Origin of the sequence: Curtobacterium sp. MCJR17_055 (assembly GCF_003224335.1) — a bacterium.
Classification (GTDB): domain Bacteria; phylum Actinomycetota; class Actinomycetes; order Actinomycetales; family Microbacteriaceae; genus Curtobacterium.
In genome coordinates, this window is the sequence record NZ_QKLF01000006.1 from 1 (window position 1) to 22,526 (window position 22,526).

Annotated in this window: 21 protein-coding genes; 16 read left to right on the forward strand and 5 right to left on the reverse strand. The window is 72.7% G+C overall.

What is annotated here, in order from left to right:
* The first annotated feature begins 1,400 nt into the window (after positions 1 to 1,400).
* The 11 genes from DEJ16_RS16025 (at position 1,401) to arfB (ending at position 12,169) form a co-directional block, all read left to right on the forward strand.
* A complete protein-coding gene (locus DEJ16_RS16025) occupies positions 1,401 to 2,174 on the forward strand; it encodes a hypothetical protein (protein ID WP_258365993.1) in 774 nt (257 codons plus the stop codon).
* Between the two features lie 16 nt (positions 2,175 to 2,190).
* The gene (locus DEJ16_RS13675; protein WP_258365994.1) at positions 2,191 to 3,180 is read left to right on the forward strand and encodes an HAD-IIA family hydrolase; all 990 of its coding nucleotides are present in this window, start codon (positions 2,191 to 2,193) and stop codon (positions 3,178 to 3,180) included.
* Between the two features lie 220 nt (positions 3,181 to 3,400).
* Positions 3,401 to 3,640 carry a hypothetical protein gene (locus DEJ16_RS13680; protein WP_146232889.1) on the forward strand — a complete coding sequence of 80 codons (240 nt, stop codon included), beginning with the start codon at positions 3,401 to 3,403 and terminating at the stop codon, positions 3,638 to 3,640.
* A 73-nt stretch (positions 3,641 to 3,713) separates the two neighbouring features.
* Positions 3,714 to 4,658, forward strand: a complete 945-nt coding sequence (locus tag DEJ16_RS13685) for a TlyA family RNA methyltransferase (RefSeq protein ID WP_110825824.1) — start codon at positions 3,714 to 3,716, stop codon at positions 4,656 to 4,658.
* Entirely contained in the window at positions 4,655 to 5,581 is a 927-nt protein-coding gene (locus tag DEJ16_RS13690; RefSeq protein WP_110825825.1) for an NAD kinase, read from the forward strand. The genes DEJ16_RS13685 and DEJ16_RS13690 overlap by 4 nt, the downstream gene beginning before the upstream one ends.
* Before the next feature lie 124 nt (positions 5,582 to 5,705).
* Complete coding sequence (gene recN, locus DEJ16_RS13695) at positions 5,706 to 7,397, forward strand: DNA repair protein RecN (RefSeq protein ID WP_110825826.1); 1,692 nt, start codon at positions 5,706 to 5,708, stop codon at positions 7,395 to 7,397.
* 103 nt (positions 7,398 to 7,500) lie between these two features.
* The gene (locus DEJ16_RS13700; RefSeq protein ID WP_375232127.1) at positions 7,501 to 9,228 is read left to right on the forward strand and encodes a CTP synthase; all 1,728 of its coding nucleotides are present in this window, start codon (positions 7,501 to 7,503) and stop codon (positions 9,226 to 9,228) included.
* Between the two features lie 185 nt (positions 9,229 to 9,413).
* Positions 9,414 to 9,992: an NUDIX domain-containing protein gene (locus DEJ16_RS13705; protein WP_110825827.1), complete on the forward strand. Its 579-nt coding sequence runs from the start codon at positions 9,414 to 9,416 to the stop codon at positions 9,990 to 9,992.
* 75 nt (positions 9,993 to 10,067) lie between these two features.
* Positions 10,068 to 10,667: a DoxX family protein gene (locus tag DEJ16_RS13710; RefSeq protein WP_110825828.1), complete on the forward strand. Its 600-nt coding sequence runs from the start codon at positions 10,068 to 10,070 to the stop codon at positions 10,665 to 10,667.
* A 43-nt stretch (positions 10,668 to 10,710) separates the two neighbouring features.
* On the forward strand, positions 10,711 to 11,703 hold the full coding sequence (locus tag DEJ16_RS13715) for a site-specific tyrosine recombinase XerD (RefSeq protein WP_110825829.1): 993 nt from the start codon (positions 10,711 to 10,713) through the stop codon (positions 11,701 to 11,703).
* A 43-nt stretch (positions 11,704 to 11,746) separates the two neighbouring features.
* Positions 11,747 to 12,169, forward strand: a complete 423-nt coding sequence (gene arfB / locus DEJ16_RS13720; protein ID WP_110825830.1) for an alternative ribosome rescue aminoacyl-tRNA hydrolase ArfB — start codon at positions 11,747 to 11,749, stop codon at positions 12,167 to 12,169.
* A 25-nt stretch (positions 12,170 to 12,194) separates the two neighbouring features.
* On the opposite strand, the gene DEJ16_RS13725 is transcribed toward arfB, so the two are convergent.
* A complete protein-coding gene (locus DEJ16_RS13725) occupies positions 12,195 to 12,647 on the reverse strand; it encodes a DUF2510 domain-containing protein (RefSeq protein WP_110825831.1) in 453 nt (150 codons plus the stop codon).
* Positions 12,648 to 12,755: 108 nt separating this feature from the next.
* Positions 12,756 to 13,793, reverse strand: coding sequence for an LLM class flavin-dependent oxidoreductase (locus DEJ16_RS13730; protein WP_110825832.1), 1,038 nt, complete (start codon positions 13,791 to 13,793; stop codon positions 12,756 to 12,758).
* A gap of 49 nt (positions 13,794 to 13,842) precedes the next feature.
* On the opposite strand from DEJ16_RS13730, the gene DEJ16_RS13735 reads away from it, so the two are divergent.
* Positions 13,843 to 14,178 carry a TraR/DksA C4-type zinc finger protein gene (locus DEJ16_RS13735; protein WP_110825833.1) on the forward strand — a complete coding sequence of 112 codons (336 nt, stop codon included), beginning with the start codon at positions 13,843 to 13,845 and terminating at the stop codon, positions 14,176 to 14,178.
* A gap of 117 nt (positions 14,179 to 14,295) precedes the next feature.
* The gene (locus DEJ16_RS13740; RefSeq protein WP_110825834.1) at positions 14,296 to 14,793 is read left to right on the forward strand and encodes a TIGR02611 family protein; all 498 of its coding nucleotides are present in this window, start codon (positions 14,296 to 14,298) and stop codon (positions 14,791 to 14,793) included.
* A gap of 27 nt (positions 14,794 to 14,820) precedes the next feature.
* On the opposite strand, the gene DEJ16_RS13745 is transcribed toward DEJ16_RS13740, so the two are convergent.
* Positions 14,821 to 16,065 carry an MFS transporter gene (locus DEJ16_RS13745; protein ID WP_110825835.1) on the reverse strand — a complete coding sequence of 415 codons (1,245 nt, stop codon included), beginning with the start codon at positions 16,063 to 16,065 and terminating at the stop codon, positions 14,821 to 14,823.
* A gap of 125 nt (positions 16,066 to 16,190) precedes the next feature.
* On the opposite strand from DEJ16_RS13745, the gene DEJ16_RS13750 reads away from it, so the two are divergent.
* Both DEJ16_RS13750 and DEJ16_RS13755 read left to right on the forward strand, forming a co-directional pair.
* Positions 16,191 to 16,556 (forward strand): helix-turn-helix transcriptional regulator, encoded by a 366-nt coding sequence (locus DEJ16_RS13750; protein WP_110825836.1) that lies wholly within the window; start codon positions 16,191 to 16,193, stop codon positions 16,554 to 16,556.
* A complete protein-coding gene (locus tag DEJ16_RS13755) occupies positions 16,553 to 18,118 on the forward strand; it encodes a class I SAM-dependent methyltransferase (RefSeq protein ID WP_258365995.1) in 1,566 nt (521 codons plus the stop codon). Before DEJ16_RS13750 ends, DEJ16_RS13755 begins: the two co-directional genes overlap by 4 nt.
* Positions 18,119 to 18,127: 9 nt before the next feature.
* On the opposite strand, the gene DEJ16_RS13760 is transcribed toward DEJ16_RS13755, so the two are convergent.
* Together DEJ16_RS13760 and DEJ16_RS13765 are read right to left on the reverse strand one after the other, a co-directional pair.
* Positions 18,128 to 18,982 (reverse strand): NAD(P)-dependent oxidoreductase, encoded by an 855-nt coding sequence (locus DEJ16_RS13760; protein ID WP_181419612.1) that lies wholly within the window; start codon positions 18,980 to 18,982, stop codon positions 18,128 to 18,130.
* 127 nt (positions 18,983 to 19,109) lie between these two features.
* The gene (locus DEJ16_RS13765) at positions 19,110 to 19,700 is read right to left on the reverse strand and encodes a TetR/AcrR family transcriptional regulator (protein WP_110825838.1); all 591 of its coding nucleotides are present in this window, start codon (positions 19,698 to 19,700) and stop codon (positions 19,110 to 19,112) included.
* Positions 19,701 to 19,880: 180 nt separating this feature from the next.
* Between DEJ16_RS13765 and DEJ16_RS13770 the strand changes: the two genes are divergently transcribed.
* The gene (locus DEJ16_RS13770; protein WP_110826032.1) at positions 19,881 to 22,346 is read left to right on the forward strand and encodes a glycoside hydrolase family 3 protein; all 2,466 of its coding nucleotides are present in this window, start codon (positions 19,881 to 19,883) and stop codon (positions 22,344 to 22,346) included.
* Positions 22,347 to 22,526: the final 180 nt, after the last annotated feature.

A 22,526-nucleotide genomic window follows, 5' to 3' on the forward strand; every position in this document is an offset into this window, starting at 1 on the left:
CCGGAAGCTAAGCCTCTCAGCGCCGATGGTACTGCAAGGGGGACCTTGTGGGAGAGTAGGACGCCGCCGGACTTCTTTTCACAGATGTGGCCATCGGCCCTCCATCGAGAGCGAGAGCTCTCGGGAGGGTCGGTGGCCATTTCTCTTTCTCAGGGTGCTCCACAGGTCGACTCTGCGCTGGGTTCGTGATGGACTTGACGCAGGGCGAGCTGCACAGCCCACACACAACGACACAGCGGACGACCGTCGGGACATCTGATCTCGGCACGCAACGAGGAGCTACGGTGGCGAACGACGACGAACAGCGACGAGACGGGCGCGACGGCGACCGTCAGGACCGGCCTCGACGCGACGGCGGTCCGCAGCGGAGCGGTGACCGCGGTGGGTGGTCGTCCGGACCTCGCGACTTCGAACGCCGCGAGGGGCAGCGTGGCGACGACCGTCGTGGCGCCGGTCGTCCCTCCAACGAGTCGTCGGATCGGCGGCCGGCTGGTCGTGACTTCCGTGAGGGTGGAGCGCGCTCGGACCGCCCCTCGTGGCGATCGGACCGCCCTTCGTCCGACCGTCCGCGTCGTGATGGTGACCGTCCCTTCCGTGGTCGAGACGACCGACCCCGTCGTGACGGTGACCGCCCGGTTCGCTCCGGGGGCTCGGATCGTCCGTTCCGCGGTGGCGACGACCGGCCGCGTCGAGACGGAGACCGTCCGTTCCGCGGTGGTGACGATCGCCCCCGCCGTGACGGCGACCGTCCGTTCCGTGGTGGCGATGACCGTCCCCGTCGTGACGGTGACCGCCCGTTCCGGAGTGGCGACGACCGGCCGCGTCGTGACGGTGACCGCCCCTACCGTTCCGGCGGGTCTGACCGCCCGTTCCGTGGTGGCGATGACCGGCCGCGTCGCGATGGTGACCGCCCCTACCGCTCCGGCGGGTCTGACCGCCCCTTCCGTGGTGGCGATGACCGCCCGCGTCGTGACGGTGACCGCCCCATCCGTGGCGGCGATGACCGTCCGCGCCGTGACGGAGACCGGCCGGTTCGTTCCGGTGGTCCGGCGCGTCCCTTCCGCGGCGGTGACGACCGGCCCCGGCGTGACAGCGATCGTCCGTTCCGCGACGGAGGGCGTCCGCGCCGTGACGACGACCGTCCGGGCCGCGACGGCGCCGACCGGAAGCGGTTCGGAGACGGCTCGCGCTCGGCCGGCGCGCGGTTCGGCGAGGCGGCCCGCGACGACTGGGAAGACCGCGACCCGTACGGCACCCGGTCGATCCGGCCGCGGCACGATGACCCGGAGATCCCCGAGGAGATCCAGGCGCGTGACCTGCACCCCGCCGCGCGTGCCGAGCTGAAGACGCTGAGCAAGGACAACGCTGACTGGGTTGCCCGGCACCTCGTCACCGCCGCGATGCTCGTGGACACCGACCCGGAGCTGGCGAACCAGCACGCCCTCAGCGCGGCTCGTCGTGCCGGCCGCGTCGCCGTCGTCCGCGAGACGGCTGCGATCACGGCGTACCGGCTCGGTGACTTCGCGACGGCGCTCCGGGAACTCCGGACGTACCGACGCATCTCCGGCCGGAACGACCAGTTGCCGATGATGGTCGACTGTGAGCGCGGCCTCGGCCGACCCGAGCGTGCGCTCGAGCTGGGTCGGTCGGTCGACCGCGCCGCCCTGGAGACGCCGGTGCAGGTGGAACTCGCGATCGCGATGTCCGGAGCCCGGCTCGACCTCGGGAACCCCACAGCCGCGCTGGGCGAACTCGAGATTCCACAGCTCGACCCGTCCACGGCCTACAGCTGGTCACCGGCGCTCTACAGTGCTTACGCGGCCACGCTCGAGGAGCTCGGCCGCCAGGACGAGGCCGACGAATGGTGGGCCCGTGTCGACCGTGCGGCCGAGGCTCTCGCCGAGGCCGCTGAAGACGATGCTTGGGAGACAGTGGATGTGGTCGAGGAAGCGCTCGAAGACGACGGGTTCGACAGCGAGCCCGGACGCGACGAGTCCGACGACTCCGGACTCGACGACGGCGAGCTCGACGACGCAGAGCTCGGGGACGCCGAGCCCGGCAACGGGTACGTCAGCACCCTCGGGAACGACGAATCCGACGGCGTCGCCGGGGACGACCTCGGAGAGCGCGACGAGGACAACCCGCGGGACATCGACGGGTCCGCAGCAGGCTGAGACCCCTCGTCCGCCGGTGGACGGCGTCGACGTGGTCCTCACCGACCTCGACGGCGTCGTCTACCGCGGACGGAACGCTGTTCCGCACGCCGTGGAGGCCCTGACCCGGGCCGCCTCGACGGCGCGTGTCGGCTACATCACGAACAACGCGTCGCGGCGCCCGGTGGACGTCGCGGAACACCTCGAGCAGTACGGTCTGCAGGTCACCGCCGACGACGTGGTGACGTCCTCCCAGGCCGGTGCGCGGCTCCTCGCGACGCTGGTTCCGGCGGGTTCCACCGTGCTCGTGATCGGTGGGCTCGGCCTGACGACGATCGTCGAACAGGCCGGCTTCGTCGTCACCGACAGCGCGGAGGACCACCCGGCTGCCGTCATCCAGGGCTTCGCCCCGGAGCTCGGCTGGAAGCAGCTCGCCGAGGCGTCCTTCGCGCTGGCGGACGCCTCCGTACCGTGGGTGGCCACCAACATGGACTGGTCGATCCCCGTCGAGCGCGGCATCGCGCCCGGCAACGGCACGCTCGTGGCGGCCGTGCACCAGGCCGTCGGCAGGATGCCGGTGGTCGCGGGCAAGCCCGAGCGGCCGATCTTCGACGCCGCCCTCGCTCGGTTCGGTGGTGCGAGCCCGCTCTTCATCGGTGACCGACTGGACACCGACATCAAGGGCGCGAACGACGCCGGCATCCCGAGCGTGCTCGTGCTCACCGGCATCGATCAGCCCAAGCAGGTGCTCGCAGCGGACCAGCGGTCGCGACCGACGTACGTGCTCCGAGACCTCAGGGGTCTGCACGAGCCGTACCCGGTGACCATCCGGCACGAGGACCGGGACGGCACGCGCCGGGTCACGGTCGGCGAGTCGACGGTGAGCATGCGAGGTCACGTCGTCCGCGCCGAACGAGTCGGACCGGACGACATGGACCTGTTGCGTGCCGGCGCGACAGCGATCTGGGACTCCGGACTGGCGATCTACGGGCTGGACGTGGACCCGAAGCTGTACGGCGGCGAGTAGCGTGACGGGCGTGGACCAGGCCCGGACCGACGACGTTGCCGAGCCGGTCCTCCCGACTGCACGGGCCGTCCCAGGACCCCCGCGGGCCGTTCCGGTAGCTCCGCGTGCAGTGCCCGGTCCGCCGCGACCCGTCGCCCCGACGAACGACACGGAGGCGCTGGACACGGAGGCGCTGGACACGGACGCGCTGGGCGCGGAGGCGCTCAACGAGCCGCTGGGGATGGGATCGCAGAACGGCGCGGCGAGCAGCACGTCGACCGGCGACGACGATCCTGCAGCGGACGGTGCCGTGCGTGCAGCTGGCGGATCTGGCGACCTCGGCGGCGACCTCGGCGGCTCCCTCCGACGGCGTGCCGAGGCCGTGGAAGCCATGCCACTCGCGGAGCGTGCGGACGCCTTCTCAGCCCTGCACGACGACCTCCGGACCCGGCTCGAGCAGGGTGGGGCCGCACGTGCCTGACCGCGGCACAGCCCGTGACCAGGGGGCGCCGCTCACGTCGTCGACGCCCCGCCCCGGAGAGCGTGCCACGGCAGTGACCAACAACACAGCACAGACCAGCGACGCAGCACAGACCGGCAACGCAGCACAGACCAGCGACGCAGCACAGACCGGCAACGCAGCACAGACCGGCAACACAGCAGCGACCGGTGACAGGCCAGCGACGGGCGACCGCGCCTCCACGCAGCGCCTCGACGCGGCCGTCGCTGCCAGGGGCCTCGCTCGCTCCCGCACGGCCGCCGCTGCCCTGATCCAGGCCGGACGTGTCACGGTCGACGGTGTGCCGGTGGTGAAGGCGTCGACGCCGGTGACCGCTGCGTCCGACGTCACGGTGGACGCCGAGGACGAATGGGTCTCCCGCGCTGCGCTCAAGCTCGTCGCCGCACTCGACGCGTTCGACGTCGACCCGAGCGGGCGGACCGTGCTCGACGTCGGCGCCTCCACGGGCGGGTTCACCCAGGTGTTGCTGTCGCGAGGCGCGGCCCGTGTGGTCGCCCTCGACGTCGGACACGGCCAGCTCGCTCCCGAGATCGCCCTGGACGACCGTGTGGCGGTGGTGGAGGGGGTCAACGCCCGGAACCTCACGAGCAGCGACTACCTCGCCCTCGACCCGGCCGCGGCGGACACCAGCCTGGTGGTCGGTGACCTGTCGTTCATCAGCCTCCGCATGGTCCTGCCGGCACTGGTCGAGGCCGTGCCCGCCGACGACTTCGTCCTCCTCGTGAAGCCGCAGTTCGAGGTGGGCCGCACCGGGATCCGCGAGGGCATCGTCCGCGACGCGTCGCTGCGGCAGGACGCCCTCATGAACGTCCTCTGGGCAGCGTGGGACCTGGGCTTCGGGACGGCCGGGTTGGCGCCGTCGCCGATCGTCGGCACGCACGGCAACCAGGAGTACCTCGCGCGTCTCCAGCGGGGTCGCGGGGAGAACCCGACAGAATGGATCGTCCGGGCGACGGAACTGGCGGAGGGAGCTCCATGAGCGATGAACGACACATCCTGCTCGTCTCGCACACCGGGCGGCGCGACTCGATCGACGCCGCTGTCGAGGTCTGTGACATCCTCCACGCCGCCGGCCTCACCCCGGTGATGCCCTTCGACGAGTACGCCGACGTCCGCCGAGCGGAAGCGTCGGTCGGACAGGTCGACATCCTCGGCGTCGACGTGCGCCCGGACGAGATCGAGATCGTGATCGTCCTCGGCGGGGACGGCACGATCCTCCGCGCTGCCGAACTGGCCCGAGGCACCTCCGCACCGATCGTCGGGGTCAACCTCGGCCACGTGGGCTTCCTCGCCGAGAGCGAGCGCGACGGACTCGCCGAGACGGTCGAACGCGCGCTGACCGGCGAGTACAAGGTCGAGGAGCGCGTCGCCCTGCAGGTCGACGTGGTGGTCGGCAACGAGATCGTCTACTCGAGCTGGGCGCTCAACGAGGCGACGGTCGAGAAGGCCTCGCGCGAGCGCATGCTCGAGGTCGTGACCGAGGTCGACGGCCGACCGCTGTCCTCCTTCGGGTGCGACGGCGTGGTGTTCTCCACGCCGACCGGGTCCACCGCCTACTCCTTCTCCGGGGGCGGCCCCGTCGTGTGGCCCGACGTCGACGCCATCCTCATGGTCCCGCTGAGCGCGCACGCCCTGTTCTCCCGGCCGATCGTGGTCGGTCCGGACCGCGTCCTCGCGGTCGAGGTCCTGCGGCGCACGAGCGGCGTGGGCGTGCTGTGGTGTGACGGACGCCGGACGCACGACCTGCCTCCCGGAGCGCGGGTCGAGGTGCGCCGGTCGCCGGATCCGGTGCGGGTGGCGCGGCTCAAGGACGCTCCGTTCGCCGACCGGCTGGTGGCGAAGTTCCGCCTGCCGGTCGCGGGCTGGCGCGGCCCGCAGCGCGACGACGAGGACGTCCAGTGACGCCCTCGTGCGACCACCGCGCCGGTCCGGCCTGACCTGTCAGCGACCCAGCCGGCCGCCCGGACGACGAACACGAGCACGACCACCGGCACCACGACGTGAACCAGCAGCAGGAGCACATCCAGTGATCGAGGAAATCCGCATCTCCGACCTCGGCGTGATCGGCGACGCCACGCTCGAGCTCGGCCCGGGCTTCACCGTCGTGACCGGTGAGACCGGAGCCGGCAAGACGATGATCGTCACCGCGCTCGGCCTGCTCCTCGGCGCCCGGGCGGACGCCGGGTCCGTCCGTCGCGGGGCGTCCAGCGCGGTCGTCGAGGGACGCTGGGACCTGCCGGACCACGCCGCCGTGGCCGAGCGGGTCGAGGACGCCGGCGGGACGGTCGAGGACGGCGAGCTCATCCTCACCAGGACGGTCTCCGCCGAGGGTCGCAGCCGCGCCACGGTCGGGGGCCGCAGCGCGCCCGTCGCCGTGCTCGGCGAACTGGCCGACCAGCTCGTCACCGTGCACGGCCAGTCCGACCAGATCCGGCTGACCTCGGCGTCGGCGCAGCGGGCCGCGCTCGACGGGTTCGGTGCCGGCGCGATCGAGAAGGCCCTCGCGAAGTACGTCGCCGTGTACGACGCCTGGCAGCAGCACGCCGGGGACCTCGAGACGCTCACGCGGGACCGGGACGAACGGCTCGCCGAGGCCGCGCGGCTCCGCGAGGCGTCCGAGGAGATCGAGGCAGCCGACCCGCAGCCGGGCGAGGACACCGAGCTCGCCGAACGCGCCGAGCGGCTGGGGAACCTCGAGGAGCTCCGACTGTCCGCAGGGCTCGCGCACGAGGCCGTCTCGAGCGAGTCGCTCGACGGGCCCGACGTCATCGGCCTCGTCGAGTCCGCACGGCGTGCGATCGAACGGGTGGCGAACGTCGACCAGGCCCTGCAGCCGGTGCTGGAACAGCTCACCGAGCTCGGGATCCAGGCGAGTGAGGCCTCGGCGTCGCTGTCGAGCTACATCGGCTCGCTCGAGCCGGAAGCGGGCCACGACCTCGAACTCGTCAACGAGCGCCGCGCCCTGCTCGCCGGACTGACCCGGAAGTACGGGGACACCGTCGAGGACGTCATCGCCTACGGTCAGCGCGCCTCGGACCGGCTGCTCGAACTCGACGGCGACGACGACCGGATCGTCGGACTCCAGCAGGCCGTCGAGGCGGACCTGGTCGCCCTCGAGGCCGCCGCCGCCACCCTCACCAAGGTGCGGAGCAAGGCGGCGACGGACCTCGCGAAGCGGGTCACCGCCGAATTGAAGAGCCTCGCGATGGCCGGCGCGACCCTCGTGGTCGAGGTCACCGACGCGGGCGAGTTCCGTCGCCACGGGCGGGACCAGGTGGCGATCCTCCTGCAGCCGCACTCGGGCACCGACCCCCGACCGATCGGCAAGGGTGCCTCCGGCGGTGAGCTCTCCCGCGTGATGCTCGCGATCGAGGTCGTCATGGCCGGGAGCACCACGGTCCCGACGTTCGTGTTCGACGAGGTCGACGCGGGTGTCGGCGGCGCTGCTGCGATCGAGATCGGCCGACGCCTGGCGGCGCTCGCCGAGCGCACGCAGGTCATCGTGGTCACGCACCTCGCACAGGTCGCTGCGTTCGCGAACAACCACCTCAACGTCGTCAAGGACGCCAGCGGCGCGGTCACCTCGTCGAGCGTGCGGCGCCTCGAGGGCGACGACCGCCTGCAGGAGATGGCACGGCTGCTCTCCGGTCTCGGCGACAGCGCCAGCGGCATGGAGCACGCACGCGAACTCCTCGAGGTCGCCGGTCGGTCCGCCTGACGGCCCGGAGGCCCGCCCCGCGTCGGCGACCACGCTCCGGACGCAACGCGCCCGGCGAACGCGGGTCGCGCCTCCCGGCACTTCTGACGTACGATGGAATCCCGTGGCGGACACTCTCAGCAGCGGTACCCAGGCAAGCACAGCGCGCATCGACAGCAAGACCCCGAAGGTGACGAAGCAGATCTTCGTGACCGGCGGGGTCGTCTCGTCTCTCGGCAAGGGCCTGACGGCGGCCAGCCTCGGCAACCTCCTCACGGCACGCGGCCTCAAGGTCGTCATGCAGAAGCTCGACCCGTACCTCAACGTGGACCCGGGCACCATGAACCCGTTCCAGCACGGCGAGGTCTTCGTGACCGACGACGGCGCCGAGACCGATCTGGACATCGGCCACTACGAGCGCTTCCTCGACATCGACCTCGCCCAGTCGGCGAACGTCACGACCGGGCAGGTCTACTCGACGGTCATCGCCAAGGAGCGTCGCGGCGAGTACCTCGGTGACACCGTGCAGGTCATCCCGCACATCACCGACGAGATCAAGCGGCGGATGCGCGAGCAGGCGGAGAACGACCCGCAGCCCGACGTCATCATCACCGAGGTCGGCGGCACGGTCGGCGACATCGAGTCGCAGCCGTTCATCGAGGCGGCCCGCCAGGTGCGCCACGAGCTCGGCCGGAACAACGTCTTCTTCGTGCACGTCTCGCTCGTGCCGTTCATGAACGCCTCCGGCGAGCAGAAGACGAAGCCGACGCAGCACTCGGTCGCGCAGCTCCGCTCGATCGGCATCCAGCCCGACGCCCTCGTGCTCCGCTCGGACCGCCCCGTCTCGGACGCGAACAAGCGCAAGATCGCCCTGATGTGCGACGTCGACGAGGACGCCGTGGTGAACGCCGTGGACGTCCCCTCGATCTACGACATCCCGACGATGCTGCACGACCAGGGCCTCGACCAGGTCATCATCGAGGCCCTCCGCCTCGAGGCGCACGACGTCGACTGGTCGCGTTGGAACGGCGTGCTGACCGCGGTGCACGAGCCCAAGAAGGCCGTCACGATCGCCCTGGTCGGCAAGTACATCGACCTGCCGGACGCGTACCTGTCCGTCACCGAGGCCCTGCGCGCGGGCGGCTTCGCCCACACCGCCAAGGTCACGCTGAAGTGGGTCGCGTCCGACGAGTGCATCACCCCCGAGGGCGCCGCGAAGAACCTCGGCGACGTCGACGGCATCTGCATCCCCGGTGGGTTCGGCATCCGCGGCATCGAGGGCAAGCTCGGCGCGCTGAAGTTCGCGCGTGAGCAGAACATCCCCACGCTCGGGCTGTGCCTCGGCCTGCAGTGCATGGTCATCGAGTACGCCCGCCACGAGGCCGGTCTGCTCGACGCGTCGAGCACCGAGTTCGACCCCGAGACCTCGACGCCGGTCATCGCGACCATGGCGGAGCAGGTCGACATCATCGCGGGCGGTGACCTGGGCGGCACGATGCGGCTCGGCATGTACCCGGCGCACTTCACCGACGGCAGCCTGGCGGCTGAGCTGTACGGCGCGACCGAGGCGTCGGAGCGTCACCGTCACCGCTACGAGGTGAACAACCACTACCGCGAGCAGATCGCGGACGCCGGCCTGCGCTTCTCGGGTACCTCGCCGGACGGCACGCTCGTCGAGTACGTCGAGTTGGACCGTGCGGAGCACCCGTTCTACATCGGCACCCAGGCGCACCCGGAGCTCCGGTCGCGTCCGAACCGCGCGCACCCGCTCTTCGCGGGCCTCGTCGGTGCGGCGATCGAGCGCAACGAGTCGACGCGGCTCTTCGACCCGGAGACCGAAGCGGTCGCCTAGTGGGTCGGGTCGCGGTCGCGACCGGACGACGAACGGGAGGCTCCCCACCGGGCACGGCCGGACCGCCGCTGGCGCGTCGGTCAGGAACCGGCCGGCGTGGGCCCACCACCAGCTGGTGGGGAGCCTCCCGTCCGTCTGTCCACAGCCCGTGGGCCCGCCCGGGCCGGGTGGGGCAGGATGGCGAGGTGACTGACGCACCGATCGCCGACGAGACCGCCTCCCACCACGTCACCGCCTCCGAGCGGGTGTTCGAGGGCGCGGTGTGGGACATCACCCGTGACCACATCGACTACAACGGCTCCGACATGGTCCGTGAGTACGTGGACCACACCGGCGCCGTCGCCGTGTACGCGGAGGACGACGAAGGCCGCGTCCTCGTCATCCAGCAGTACCGGCACCCGGTCCAGCTGCGCGACTGGGAGCTGCCCGCCGGGCTGCTCGACCAGGAGGGCGAGGACCACCTCACCGCCGCGAAGCGCGAGCTCGCGGAGGAGGCCGACGTCGAGGCCGACGAGTGGCAGCACCTCGTGCGCTACAACACCTCGTCGGGTGGCAGCAACGAGTTCATCGAGGTGTACCGCGCGACCGGCGTGCGTGCGACCGAGTCCGCCTTCGAGCGCGAGGCCGAGGAAGCCGACATCGTCATCCGCTGGGTGCCGCGCGCCGAACTGCTGGAGGGGATCCTCGCGGGTCGGCTGCACAACTCGGCGCTCATCGTCGCGACGCTCGCGGTCGACGCCATCGAGCGCCGCTCGCAGGGCTGACACGGCGTACCGTCGGCGGCACCGTGCTCACCCGCGTCGACGGGTGGCCGGACACCGACGACCGGGAGGACCCCCATGAGCTCGCGCACCACCACCGCAGCCGTCACCGCGACGACCCTGCTCCGCATCGCACTCGGAGCGGTGCTCGTCTCGCACGGCGCCCAGAAGCTCTTCGGTGCGTTCGGCGGCGGCGGCATCGACGGCACCGCCCAGGGCATGCACGCGATGGGCTTCCGGCCCGGCCGCCGCAACGCCGTCCTGGCCGGCATCGGCGAGGCCGGGTCCGGTGCCGCCCTCGCGCTCGGCCTCGCCACGCCGATCGCCGGCGCCGGTGCCGCCACGACCATGGGGGTGGCCTCCAGCGTGCACACGCCGAACGGCTTCTTCAACGCGGACGGCGGCCTGGAGCTGCCGGCGTTCCTCGGCTTCTCGGCGGCGATGTTCGCCCTCGGCGGCCCGGGCCCGGTGTCGCTCGACCACGCGACCCGGCACGCCCTCGACCGGCCGTGGCTCCGCGCCGTCGCCCTGGCCGCGGTGCCGGTCGCGATCGCGGTGCAGGTCGTGCAGCGTCGGAAGGCCCTCGCGGCGGACGCCGCGGACGCGGCGGACGCGCCGGCCCCGACGGAGGCGGCGGCCCCGGCGGCGTCCGGCGACGGTGCGTCCTCGGCGGAGTAGCTCCTCCGGGCCGGAGCCCGCGTCCCGGTAGCCTCGTCGGGTGATGCCGTTCGAGCGTGCCGTGCAGGACTACCTGCGGCACATCGCGATCGAGCGGGGCCTGTCGCAGCACACCCTGTCCGCCTACCGGCGCGACCTCTCGACCTTCGGGGACTGGGTCGGCACGCAGCCGGTCGTCGACTCCGCCGGTGCCGACCGGGCCGGTGGGGCGGCGGTCCTCGACGACGTCGGGCGGCTCGCGCGCGCGGACCTGGCCGGGTTCGTGCAGCACCTCGCGACGAGGCCGGACGGGCCGCTCGCACCGCGGTCGGTCGCCCGGATGCTCAGTTCGGTGCGGTCGTTCAGTGCGTTCGCGGCGGCGGAGGGCTGGCTACCGCTCGACCCCGGCGCCTCCGTGCGTCCGCCGAAGGCGCCCATGCGGCTCCCGAAGGCGATCTCCGTGCACGACATGGAGCGGTTGCTCGGCGCGGTGGTCGGTGACGAACCGGCACAGCTCCGCGACCGAGCCCTCCTGGAACTGCTGTACGCGACCGGCGCGCGCGTCTCCGAGGCGGTCGGGCTCTCCGTCGACGACGTGACGACGCTCGCCGGTGTCGACGGGGTCCCGGACGAGGACACCGACGTCTCGGTCGTGCGGGTCACCGGCAAGGGGAACAAGCAGCGGATCGTGCCGCTCGGCAGCTACGCACGCGCGGCGGTCGACGCCTACCTGGTGCGGGCGCGGCCGGTGTTCGCCGCTCGCGGGAGCGGCACCCCGGCGCTGTTCCTCGGGGCACGCGGCGCCCGGCTGTCCCGGCAGAGCGCCTGGCTCGTCATCCAGGCCGCGGCCGAACGTGCCGGGCTCGCCGACCACGTCTCCCCGCACACCTTCCGGCACTCCTTCGCGACGCACCTGCTCGAGGGTGGGGCGGACGTCCGTGTCGTGCAGGAGCTCCTCGGGCACGCGAGCGTCGCGACGACGCAGATCTACACGCTGGTGACGGCCGACATGCTGCGGGACGTCTACCAGACGGCGCACCCGCGGGCGCGGCGGTAGCGGGAGCGAGCCGGCCGCGCGGAGATCGTGCAACCCTTGGCGCATGGACCTCGAGGTGGGGTCGGGGCTGACGATCCCCGAGGCCGAACTGCGCTGGCGGTTCTCGCGGTCGTCCGGCCCCGGGGGCCAGCACGTGAACACCTCCGACAGCCGCGTCCAGCTCACCTGGGACGTCGTGGCGTCGGCGGCGCTCACCGAGGAGCAGCGGACACGCGTCCTCGAGCGGCTCGGCCGGCGGACGGTCGCGGGCACGATCACCGTCACGGTGTCCGAGCGACGGTCCCAGCTGCGCAACCGCGAGGCCGCCCTCGACGCACTCCGCGAGCTCCTGCGGGAAGCACTCGCCCCGCCCGGCCCACCGCGGCGGGCGACCCGGCCGACGCGCGGCTCCCAGCGCCGGCGTCTCGCGACCAAGCAGCAGCGGTCCGTGACGAAGCAGCACCGTCGTCGTCCGTCCGACGACTGATCGTCGAGGCGGCGCGGCGGTGGCGTCAGAACAGGTGCAGGTGGGTGTTCAGCGCGACGACGCCCGTCGCGACGGCGAGCACGAGCGCCGAGGTACCGACGCTCTGCCCGACGACCCGCCATGCTCCGGTCGCGCCGGGGCGCACGAGTGCGACGACGCCGGTCACCACGGCGAGGAGGCTGCACACGCCCCACGGGTTCAGCACGAGGGACACGACGGCGGACAGCACGGCGAGGACCGCGAAGACGCAGAACCGCCGCTCGGTGCTGCCGTAGGCCCAGGACTGCACGTCGGCCGGGCGACCCGAGGCATCGACCGAGAATGCCGGACCGCTCGACACCGCGAGCGCCTGCAGCGCCGGCTCCGGGACGACGCGGGGGAGCACCCGGGTGGTCTCGCCCCAGGCGTGCCCGTCCCACCACCGCAGTCGAGCGGTGTCGCGCGGGTCCGGGAACCAGCCGGCGGCCGGCAGCGTCACGGGAACTCCTGGGGTCTGAGGGGTGTCGTCAGTGCGGTTCGACGCTACCCGCCACGATCCCGCACCGCAGCCCCAGACCGGGTGTCGGCAGAAGGGGGGACCGGCCCGTCAGACCGCTGCCGGCGCCGCGTCGACCTCGGTGAAGACGTCCTTCACGGCGGCGAGCAACCGCGCGTTGAAGTCCACCCCGAGCTGGTTCGGGACGGTGACGAGGACGGTGTCTGCCTCGCGGACGGCACGGTCCGCCGCGAGCTCCGCGACGAGTTGTTCCGGCTCGCCGATGTACGAGCGGCCGAACCGGGCGAGGCCCCCGTCGAGGTGCCCGACCTGGTCCTGCCCCTCGACCTGCGCACGGACGCCGAAGTAGTGGCGCGACTCGTCGTCGATGATCGGGATGATGCTCCGGCTGACGCTCACCCGGGGCTGGCGCTTCCAGCCCATGTCGGCCCAGGTCGACCGGAAGCGCTCGATCTGCTCCGCCTGCAGTTCGTCGAACGGCACGCCGGTGTCCTCGGTGAGCAGGGTCGAGGACATGAGGTTCATGCCCTGCTCGGCGGTCCACTCGGCAGTGGCCCGGGTGCCGGCACCCCACCAGATGCGCTCGGACAGGCTGTCGGACTGCGGCGTGACCGCGAGGGACCCGACGGAGCCGGTCATCTGCGGGTTCGCGTTCGCCATCGGTTCGCCGGCGATCGCACGCCGGAACACCGCGGTGTGGTCGCGGGCCAGGTCGGCGCCGTTCTCGTCGCCCGACTCGGGCACGTAGCCGAACGAGCGGTAGCCGGCGAGTGCGGTCTCGGGTGACCCCCGGCTCACGCCGAGCTGGAGTCGGCCGCCGGAGATGAGGTCCGTCGCCGCGGCCTCCTCCGCCATGTACAGCGGGTTCTCGTAGCGCATGTCGATCACGCCGGTGCCGATCTCGATCCGGCTGGTCTTGGCGGCGATCGCGGAGAGCAGCGGGAATGGTGCGGCCTGCTGCGGTGCGAAGTGGTGCACGCGGAAGTACGCGCCGTCGACGCCGGCCTCCTCGGCGGCCACGGCGAGGTCGATCGCCTGCACGAGGGCCTCACGGCCACTGCGGACCTTCGACCCGGGGACGTCGCGCCAGTGCCCGAAGGACAGGAACCCGATCTTCGTCATGCCCATGCGAACGCATCCGTGCCGCGGCCCATTCCGCCGGACTACGGTCGTCCCCATGGACCTCGACCCGCGCGCTGCCCTGGACGGGGAACGCGTCCGGGCGACGAAGCTCCTCGCCGACGTCGAACGCAGCATGCGGGACGTCAGCGACGCCCGGGACGGCGCGAACACCGACGACGAGCACGACCCGGAGGGGGCGACCCTGGCCTGGGAGCGCGGGTCCCTCGGCGCGGTGCGTGACGACGCCCGACGCCGCATCGAGCAGGTCGACGCGGCCCTCGGCCGTCTCGACGCGGGGACGTACGGGCGCTGCGCGGTCGGCGGGGAGCCCATCCCGGAGGCTCGCCTGGCCGCGGTCCCGTGGGCGGCGACCTGCGTCGCGCACGCGTGACGGGCCTCCCGGCCGGCCTGGAGGCCCGGACGACGTCCGCCGCGTCGGCTCCCGACACCCACCTGGTGCGGACCCGATGCGCCGCGGTTTCCCAGCCGCGCGCCCTAGCGTGCGGACATGCACGGCGACCCGACTGAGCCTCCCCGGAGTGCCGGCCCCGACGTGGGCGGACCCGACGCGGACCGCGCTGCGTCCGGCCGTACCGAGCAGGCCGACGGCGGTCGTCAGCGCTTCCAGTGGTTCCGAGACCTGCGGACCTGGATCCACGCCCGGCCGCACGTGCACCTCTTCTACAAGGTCCTGGTCGGGATCGTCGGCGGGCTCATCGTCGTGGTCGGGCTCGCCCTGGTGCCGTTGCCCGGTCCCGGGTGGCTGGTCGTCTTCATCGGCCTGACGGTCCTGGCGAGCGAGTTCCACTTCTTCCACCGGATCATCACCTGGCTGCGGGCGAAGCTGCACCGGTTCTGGGACTGGGCGAAGCACCACGCCCCGTCGAAGCGGATGCGGGACGCGGCGGACAAGGGCAAGGCGGACGTCGACGCGGCCCATGCCGAGGCGCACCGGAACGTCGGCGTCCCGCGCCCCCGCGGTCGGACCGCGCGACCCGGTCTCTAGCGAGCCCGTCGCGACGCGCCGCCCGCGTCAGACCGTGCGGACCGTGCCCGTCGCCGTCCGCTCGACGGCCTCGGCGGCCGACTCCTCCACCGCGACGGTGTCCTTCGACGTGAGCTGCAGCACGAGGGCGATTCCCGCGGCGACGACGATGAACGCGCCGTAGCCGGCGAGCACCGGCACGAGGCCGACCGTCGGCTCGAGCAGCCCACCGATGACGGCGGGCACGCCGAACGCCAGGTAGCTGACGACGTAGATGGTGGAGAGCAGTCCCGCACGGTGGGTCGGCGCGGCGGTCGCGAGCAGCATCCGCAGCGGCGCCTGGAAGCCGGCTCCGAAGCCGACGCCGGCGATCGCGCTGCCGACGACGAGGCCCGGCAGGGACTGGGCGAACACGAACCCGATCGTGACGACGGGTCCGAGGACGAGCGCGACGAGACCGATGAGCACGCCGACGCGGGCGTCGAGCCACTGCGTGGTGATGCCGGTGGCCGCGCCGACCCCGGTGACGACGGCGATGAGGGCTCCGGCGGCGAAGTGGTTGTCGATGCCGAAGACCGCGCCGAGCGCCGAGGGGACGAGGGACAGGAAGAGCCCGCCCAGGGCCCAGCTCGCGATGAGCGAACCGGCGACGCCCCGGAACAGCCGGCGCGAGGACCGCGGTACGGCGATCGTCGGGCGGAGGGACCGCAGGGCTCCCGGCCGGCGGGTGACCCGCTCGGGGACGACGGCCAGCGCGACGAGCATGAGCACGAGGAGCGCGCCGAAGAGCAGGTAGACGAACTGCTCGGGTGCCGGACCCCACTCGACCAGGGCGCCGCTCGACAGGGCGCCGGTGGCGAGCGCGATCGGCGGGACGGCCCCGTTCAGCACACCGGCGAGGGCGGGGTGCCGCTCGAGGGAGTTGTCGATGAGCGCGGCACCGAGGGCACCGATGAGCAGGCCGACGGACACGCCCTGCACGACGCGGTCGAGGACGAGGGCACCGAAGCCGTCGGCGACCACGAAGAGCCCGAGCGAGACGGTGAGGCCGATCCCGCCGGCGACGAGCACGGGCTTCCGGCCGACGTGGTCGGACAGCCGGCCGGCGACGAGCAGGCTCACCAGCAGCCCGGCGACGTAGACGGCGAACACGGCGGTGAGCATGAGCGGCGTCAGGTGCCACTCGGCCGCGTAGACGGGGTAGATCGGGGAGGGGACCGCCGACGACGCCAACGCCACGAGCAGCATGGCGGCGATGATCCAGAACCCGGCGACCGAGCGTGTGGACTGCATGGTGTCCCTCCCGTCGTGATGGACCAGTACGGACGGAGTCGTACCGGGTGGTACCGCATTGGTACCGCATCGTGGCTGTACGACGCAAGTCGTACAGGGAGGGGAACGGTGGTAGCGTCCCGTCCATGCCCGAGCGCGACGATGCCCCCGAACGGCTGCCCCAGCCGTCGCCGGCCGAGATGGACCTGCCCGTGGTGATGGACGCCCTGTCCGACCCGATCCGGCTGTCGATCCTGCACCGGTACCTCGTCGACGCGGCCGGCGGGGAGCGCTCCTGCGGATGGGTCGGCATCGACCGCCCGAAGTCCACCCTGACGCACCACTTCCGGGTCCTCCGCGAAGCCGGGCTCCTCGAGCAGCACCTCGAGGGCCTGACCCGCGTCAGCCGCGTCCGTACCGAAGACGTCCAGCAGCGCTTCCCCGGCCTGCTCGACCTCGTGCTCGACTGGCAGGTCCCGGCCGGGCTCGTGCGCGCCGAGGCCGCCGCGTGAGCGAGGGGACCGCCCAGCACCGGCTGCCCGCCGTCGTCGCCGACCCCCGCGTGACGTCGGCGCTCGCCGCGGACCTGACCGCGGCCGGCTACACGGTGGAGGGCGTCGACGCGCTCTGGGGGACCGAAGCCGCTGCAGCGCTGCACCGCGGCACCCGGGTCGCGGCCCTCCGCGCACTCGCGGCGCGTCCGACCACCCCGCTGTCGACCGTCGCGACGCTGTTCGTGCTCGGACTGCCGGTGTCGCGCGCCGACGCCGACCGCGGGTTCCCGACCACCGGCGTGGACACGCTCGTGAGCGCCGGGGTGCTCCGGACCGATGCGGACCGTGTCGCGCCCGCCCTGGACCTCCGGCCGTACGCCTTCGTGGACGACCTCGGCGCCGGCAGCTGGTGGATCGCGTCCGACCTCGGCGAACTCGCTCTCGGGCACGCGATCAGCGAGGAGCACGTCCTCGGCATCGGCGGGGCCACCACGACGCTGAGCGGCCTGCAGCTGCCCGTGCCCGTCCGCCGCGTGCTCGACCTCGGCACCGGGTGCGGCGTCCAGGCCATGCACGCCCGCCGCTTCGCGGACGAGGTCGTCGCCACCGACATCTCGTCACGGGCGCTCGCCATCGCCCGGTTCAACGCCCTCCTCAACGGCGTCGACGGCATCGACTTCCGCCTCGGCTCCCTGTTCGAGCCGGTCGCGGGGGAGCGGTTCGACCGGATCGTCTCGAACCCGCCGTTCGTCATCACGCCCCGCCGCGAGGGCGTCCCCGCCTACGAGTACCGCGACGGCGGGATGGTCGGTGACGCCCTGGTCGAGACCGTGCTCCGGGGTCTCGCAGACCACCTCGAGCCCGGCGGGACGGCGCAGTTGCTCGGCAACTGGGAGCACCGCTGGGGCACGGACGGCCTCGACCGCGTCGCGTCCTGGTTCGCGGACACCGACCTGGACGTGTGGGTGGTCGAACGCGAGCGCGAGGACCCGCCCGCCTACGCCGAGACCTGGATCCGCGACGGCGGCACGAAGCCCGGCTCGCCGGAGTTCGACGACCTGGTGAACGCCTGGCTCGACGACTTCCGCGACCGGCACGTCACCGGGGTCGGTTTCGGCTACGTCGTGGTCCGCTCGCCGTCCGGTCCCCGGGGGAGCAGCCCGGCACCGCTCCGGCGCTTCGAACGACTCCCGCAGGTGCTCGGCTCGAACCCGGCGGGCCTCGGCGCGACCGTGGCACGGGCCCTCGACGCCGTCAGCTGGCTCGCCGCCCACGACGACCGGGCCTTCGCGGACGCACACCTCCGTGTCGCCGGGGACGTCACCGAGGAGCGTCACTACTGGCCGGGCAACGACGACCCCACGGTGATGGCGCTCGTGCAGGGCGGCGGGTTCGGCCGCCGGGTCGACGCCGACACCGCCCTGGCCGCGTTCGTCGGTGCGGCCGACGGGGAGCTGGCCGTCGGCCAGATCGTCGGGGCGATCGCCCAGCTCACCGGCGTGGACGAGGCGGCGCTCAGCGCCGACCTCGTGCCGCGCCTCCGGGACCTGGTGCTCGACGGCCTGCTGCTCCCCGCCTGACCCCGGCGGTCAGCGGCGCCAGGTGTGCTCCGGGGCGTAGCCGAGGAGCTCGCGGGCCTTGTCGGAGGACAACAGTGAGCTGACGCCGTCGATGTCCGCCCGGCGCTCGATGTCCGGCAGGTACTGCTCGACGAGCTCGAGCGTCGGGGTGTCCATGACCGTGTCCGGGCTGGCGATGATGAACGCCTCGAAGCCGGTCAGCTCACTCTCGACGGCCTTGCGCACCGCCTGGGCGCCGTCACGGGAGTCGATGTACGACCACAGGTTGAAGGTCTTCGCCTCCGGGGTCGCGTCCCACGGGAACGCCGGGTAGTCCGTCTCGTCCATCACGTTCGAGAAGCGCAGCCCGATCATCTTCAGCTGCGGGTCCCAGCGGGTGAAGTGACGCGCCATTTCCTCCTCGACGGCCTTGCCGAGCGAGTACGAGGACTGCGGCCGCACCGCGAACTCCTCGTCGACCGGCAGGTAGGGCGGGTGGTGCTCGCCCATCGGGATCCCCAGGAGCGTCTCACTGGAGGCCCACACGACGTTGCGGATGCGGGCTGCGCGGGCAGCGTGGAACACGTTGATGGACGCGGTCACGTTGTTCGTGATGAGTGCGACGTCCGGCACCTGGCCCGGCGCCGGCACCGCACCGAGGTGCACGACGGCGTCGACCGAGTCGTAGCGGTCGTCGACGCCGATCAGGGTGTTGAGGACCTGGCCGTAGTCGGTCAGGTCGGTGCGGACGAACTGCACGCGCTCGGGCTTGTCCGGCGAGGGCACCCGGTCGATCAGCACGACGTCGTAGCCGTGTTCGTCGAGGTCGCGGACGACCGCCCGTCCGAGCTTGCCGCTGCCACCGGTCACCACTACACGCGTCATCGCGTCACTCCACCTCGTCGTCGAGACCCCGGGTCGGGTCGCGTCCATCCTGCACCGCGGGTGGTGGACGCGACCAGGGACGGGCGGTGCCTGTGCCGGGGCGCGGGGCGGGCCTCCTGGCCGGACGTCAGGAGCCGGTCGTGACCTGCGCCATCGCGAGGCGGGTGACGAGCTCGACGTGCTCGGCCATGTCCCGGGTCGGGTCGTACAACCACTGGATCTGCATGCCGTCCGAGGTGGCGAGCAGGACGCTGGCCAGTTCCTCCGGGTCGAGGTCGGTGCGGAGCCGGCCGTCCTGCTGCATCCGGCGGAAGTCGTCCGTCATGCGGGCGCGCGTGGTCTCGTAGCGCTCGCGGAAGTAGGCGTGCGCGGGGTGGTCCGGGTCGGTCGCCGCCGCTGCCGACAGGTTGACGAACATCTGCACGAGGCCCGGGACCTCGGCGTTGTGCCGGACGACCGCGGCGAGGAGTGCGGCGAAGTCCGGGGCGTCCCACTGTGCGGCGTTGTCCAGGTCGTCACGGCGGCGGAGGATCGCGACCCAGAGCTCGTCCTTCGAGTCGAAGTAGTGCAGGAGCCCGGCCTGCGTGAGGCCCACGGCGTCGGCGATGTCCTTGATGCTCGTGCGTCGGAACCCCTGCGTGGCGACGAGCTCGAGCGCGACGGACAGGATCTCCTCGCGCTTGGCGATGCCCTTCGCGTACGAACCCCGTCGTGCCATGGCGAGAGAGTACCGCCCGCTGGCCCGAGCAGAAACCGAATAGAGGTAGGGATTGGTGCTAGCGTGAGGACACTGCCGACGACGGCGCTCGGCGGTACGTCTCCGACGGAAGGAACGACCCCCGTGACCGCGACCCCCGCAGCCCCGACCCCCGCGGACACCGATCCGCTCGGCGAGCACATGGACGCGCTCCTCGACCGGCTCTCCACCGAGCAGAAGGTGCAGCTGCTCACCGGCCGGGACTTCTGGACCACCTGGCCGATCGAGGAGATCGGGCTCCGTCGCGTGCTCATGTCCGACGGGCCGTCCGGCGTGCGCGGTGAGGTCTGGGACGAGCGGGAGCCGTCGCTCAACCTGCCGTCCGCGACCGCGCTGAGCGCGTCGTGGGACCGTGCGATCGCGCAGCGCTACGGTGGCGCGGCCGCCGTGGAGGCCCGTCGCAAGGGCGTCGACGTCGTCCTCGGTCCGACGATCAACCTGCACCGCTCACCGCTCGGCGGTCGCCACTTCGAGGCGTTCAGCGAGGACCCGGTGCTCACCGGCGACCTGGCGGCCTCCTACGTCGCCGGCGTGCAGGAGCACGGCGTCGCGGCGACCCCGAAGCACTACATCGCGAACGACTACGAGACCGACCGCTTCACCGCGTCCACCGAGGTGTCCGAGCGTGCCCTGCGCGAGCTGTACCTGCTGGCGTTCGAGAAGGCCGTGACCGACGCACACGCGTGGGCCGTCATGTCGTCCTACAACGCCGTCAACGGCGTGACCGCATCGGAGAACGACCTCCTCGAGACGCCGCTCAACGCCGAGTGGGGCTTCGACGGCGTCGTCGTGTCCGACTGGACCGGGGTCCGCTCCGTCCAGGCGGCGACGGCGTCGCAGGACCTCGCCATGCCCGGGCCGAACCCGTGGTGGAGCGAGGGGCCGCTGCTGGCCGCGGTCGAGTCCGGGGCGGTGCCGATGGCGGCGATCGACCGGAAGGTGCGCCGGATCCTGCTGCTCGCCGCCCGGGTGGGGGCGCTGTCCGGGGTGGACGCCGCGGGGGCGGCCGGTGCTGCTGCCGCTGGCGCCGCGCCGGCACGGGTTCCCTCGGTCGAGGACGGCGTCGCCTTCGCGCGCGAGGCCGAGGCCGAGGGCACGGTCCTCGCCCGCAACACCGGGGTCCTGCCCCTGGACCCCGCCGCGGTGTCCCGCATCGCGGTCATCGGGCACAACGCCGACCAGGCCCGGACGCAGGGCGGCGGTTCCGCCACGGTCGTGCCGGAGTCGGTCGTCTCCCCGCTCGACGGCATCCGTGCCGCGTTCCCGGCCGCGTCGGTCGAGTACGCGATCGGTGCCGTCGTCCAGGAGGGCATCGCCGAGTTCCCCCTCGACACCATCACGAACCCGGTCACCGGGGAGCCCGGTGCGCGGGTCGCCTTCGTGCGTGACGGGGCGGAGCTGTACACGGAGGACCGTCGCGCCACCGCGCTGTTCTGGTTCGGCGGGGACGCTCCCACCCGCGAGGCCGACCGGCTGGACATCACGACCACCTACACGGCGCAGCAGGACGGCACCGTGCGGATCGGGATCGGTGCCGCGGGACCATCCCGGATGTGGGTCGACGGCGCCCTCCTGCTCGACGAGGACGTGCCGTTCGCGGGCGACCAGCTCGGCGCCGCGTTCCTCGACCCGCCGGCGCGCTCGGTGCCCGTCCCGGTGACGGCCGGGCAGCGGCTCGCGATCCGCATCGAACACGACGTCGTGCAGGACGAGACGCTCGGCGGGGTCCTCGCCTACCAGTTCGGCACCGAGCCCTCGGACGACGACCCGGCCGACCTGGTCGCCGCGGCCGTGTCCGCCGCGTCGCGGGCCGACGTCGCCGTCGTGGTCGTCGGGACGAACAGCCGGGTCGAGTCGGAGGGCCACGACCGGACGTCCCTCGCACTGCCCGGGCACCAGGACGACCTGGTCCGTGCGGTCGCCGCGGCCAACCCGGCCACGGTCGTCGTCGTGAACGCCGGCTCGCCCGTCGAGATGCCGTGGCGGGACGAGGTCGCCGCGGTCCTGCTCAGCTGGTTCGGCGGCCAGGAGTACGGGAACGCGCTCGCCGACGTGCTCACCGGTGCGCGGGAGCCGGGCGGCCGGCTCCCGACCACGTGGCCGGCCGTGATGTCCGACGTCCCGGTGCTCGACGTCACCCCGGTCGACGGCGCGGTCTCCTACGACGAGGGCGTGCACATCGGGTACCGCGCATGGCTCCGTGCCGGCACCGAGCCGGCCTACCCGTTCGGGCACGGGCTCGGCTACACCACGTGGTCGATCGGCGGCGTCGCGGCGACCCCGACGGTCACCGAGGGCGACGCCGTCATCGTGACCGCGACCGTCGCGAACACCGGGGACCGCGCGGGCAAACACGTCGTGCAGGTCTACGCGTCGCGTGCGGGGTCCTCGGTGGACCGGCCGGTGCGGTGGCTCGTCGGCTTCGCCCCGGTGCGGCTCGACGCGGGTGCGTCGACCGAGGTCGCGATCGAGGTCCCGGCCCGCGCGTTCGCGCACTGGGACGGCGGGCGCGACGGGAACTGGGCGTACGAGCACGGGTGGTTCACCCTGCACGTCGGCGCGTCCGTGGTCGACGAGGCCGGACGGGTGTCGGTCGAACTGGCGTGAACACGTTGCCCGCTCGACCCGTCCGGTTTCCGCACCGGGCAACGGCGGGCAAGTACGATCGGTGATGCGTCAGCCGGCTGGTTACCGGCGACGCGCGCATCACCGACGGTCCGTCGAGCGTGCGCCACGGCCTCCTGATCCGGTCGTCGGCGCCCCGCCGGGCCGGATGCGTCCCGATGC

Coding starts and splice junctions, on each gene's coding strand:
- DEJ16_RS13690 (WP_110825825.1), top strand. CDS start 4,655: ATGAGCGATGAACGACACATCCTGCTCGTCTCGCACACCGGGCGGCGC.
- DEJ16_RS13735 (WP_110825833.1), top strand. CDS start 13,843: ATGGACCTCGACCCGCGCGCTGCCCTGGACGGGGAACGCGTCCGGGCG.
- DEJ16_RS13750 (WP_110825836.1), top strand. CDS start 16,191: ATGCCCGAGCGCGACGATGCCCCCGAACGGCTGCCCCAGCCGTCGCCG.
- DEJ16_RS13760 (WP_181419612.1), bottom strand. CDS start 18,982: ATGACGCGTGTAGTGGTGACCGGTGGCAGCGGCAAGCTCGGACGGGCG.
- DEJ16_RS13745 (WP_110825835.1), bottom strand. CDS start 16,065: ATGCAGTCCACACGCTCGGTCGCCGGGTTCTGGATCATCGCCGCCATG.
- DEJ16_RS16025 (WP_258365993.1), top strand. CDS start 1,401: ATGCTCGTGGACACCGACCCGGAGCTGGCGAACCAGCACGCCCTCAGC.
- DEJ16_RS13730 (WP_110825832.1), bottom strand. CDS start 13,793: ATGGGCATGACGAAGATCGGGTTCCTGTCCTTCGGGCACTGGCGCGAC.
- DEJ16_RS13770 (WP_110826032.1), top strand. CDS start 19,881: ATGGACGCGCTCCTCGACCGGCTCTCCACCGAGCAGAAGGTGCAGCTG.
- DEJ16_RS13715 (WP_110825829.1), top strand. CDS start 10,711: ATGCCGTTCGAGCGTGCCGTGCAGGACTACCTGCGGCACATCGCGATC.
- DEJ16_RS13740 (WP_110825834.1), top strand. CDS start 14,296: ATGCACGGCGACCCGACTGAGCCTCCCCGGAGTGCCGGCCCCGACGTG.
- arfB (WP_110825830.1), top strand. CDS start 11,747: ATGGACCTCGAGGTGGGGTCGGGGCTGACGATCCCCGAGGCCGAACTG.
- DEJ16_RS13765 (WP_110825838.1), bottom strand. CDS start 19,700: ATGGCACGACGGGGTTCGTACGCGAAGGGCATCGCCAAGCGCGAGGAG.
- DEJ16_RS13680 (WP_146232889.1), top strand. CDS start 3,401: ATGGGATCGCAGAACGGCGCGGCGAGCAGCACGTCGACCGGCGACGAC.
- DEJ16_RS13710 (WP_110825828.1), top strand. CDS start 10,068: ATGAGCTCGCGCACCACCACCGCAGCCGTCACCGCGACGACCCTGCTC.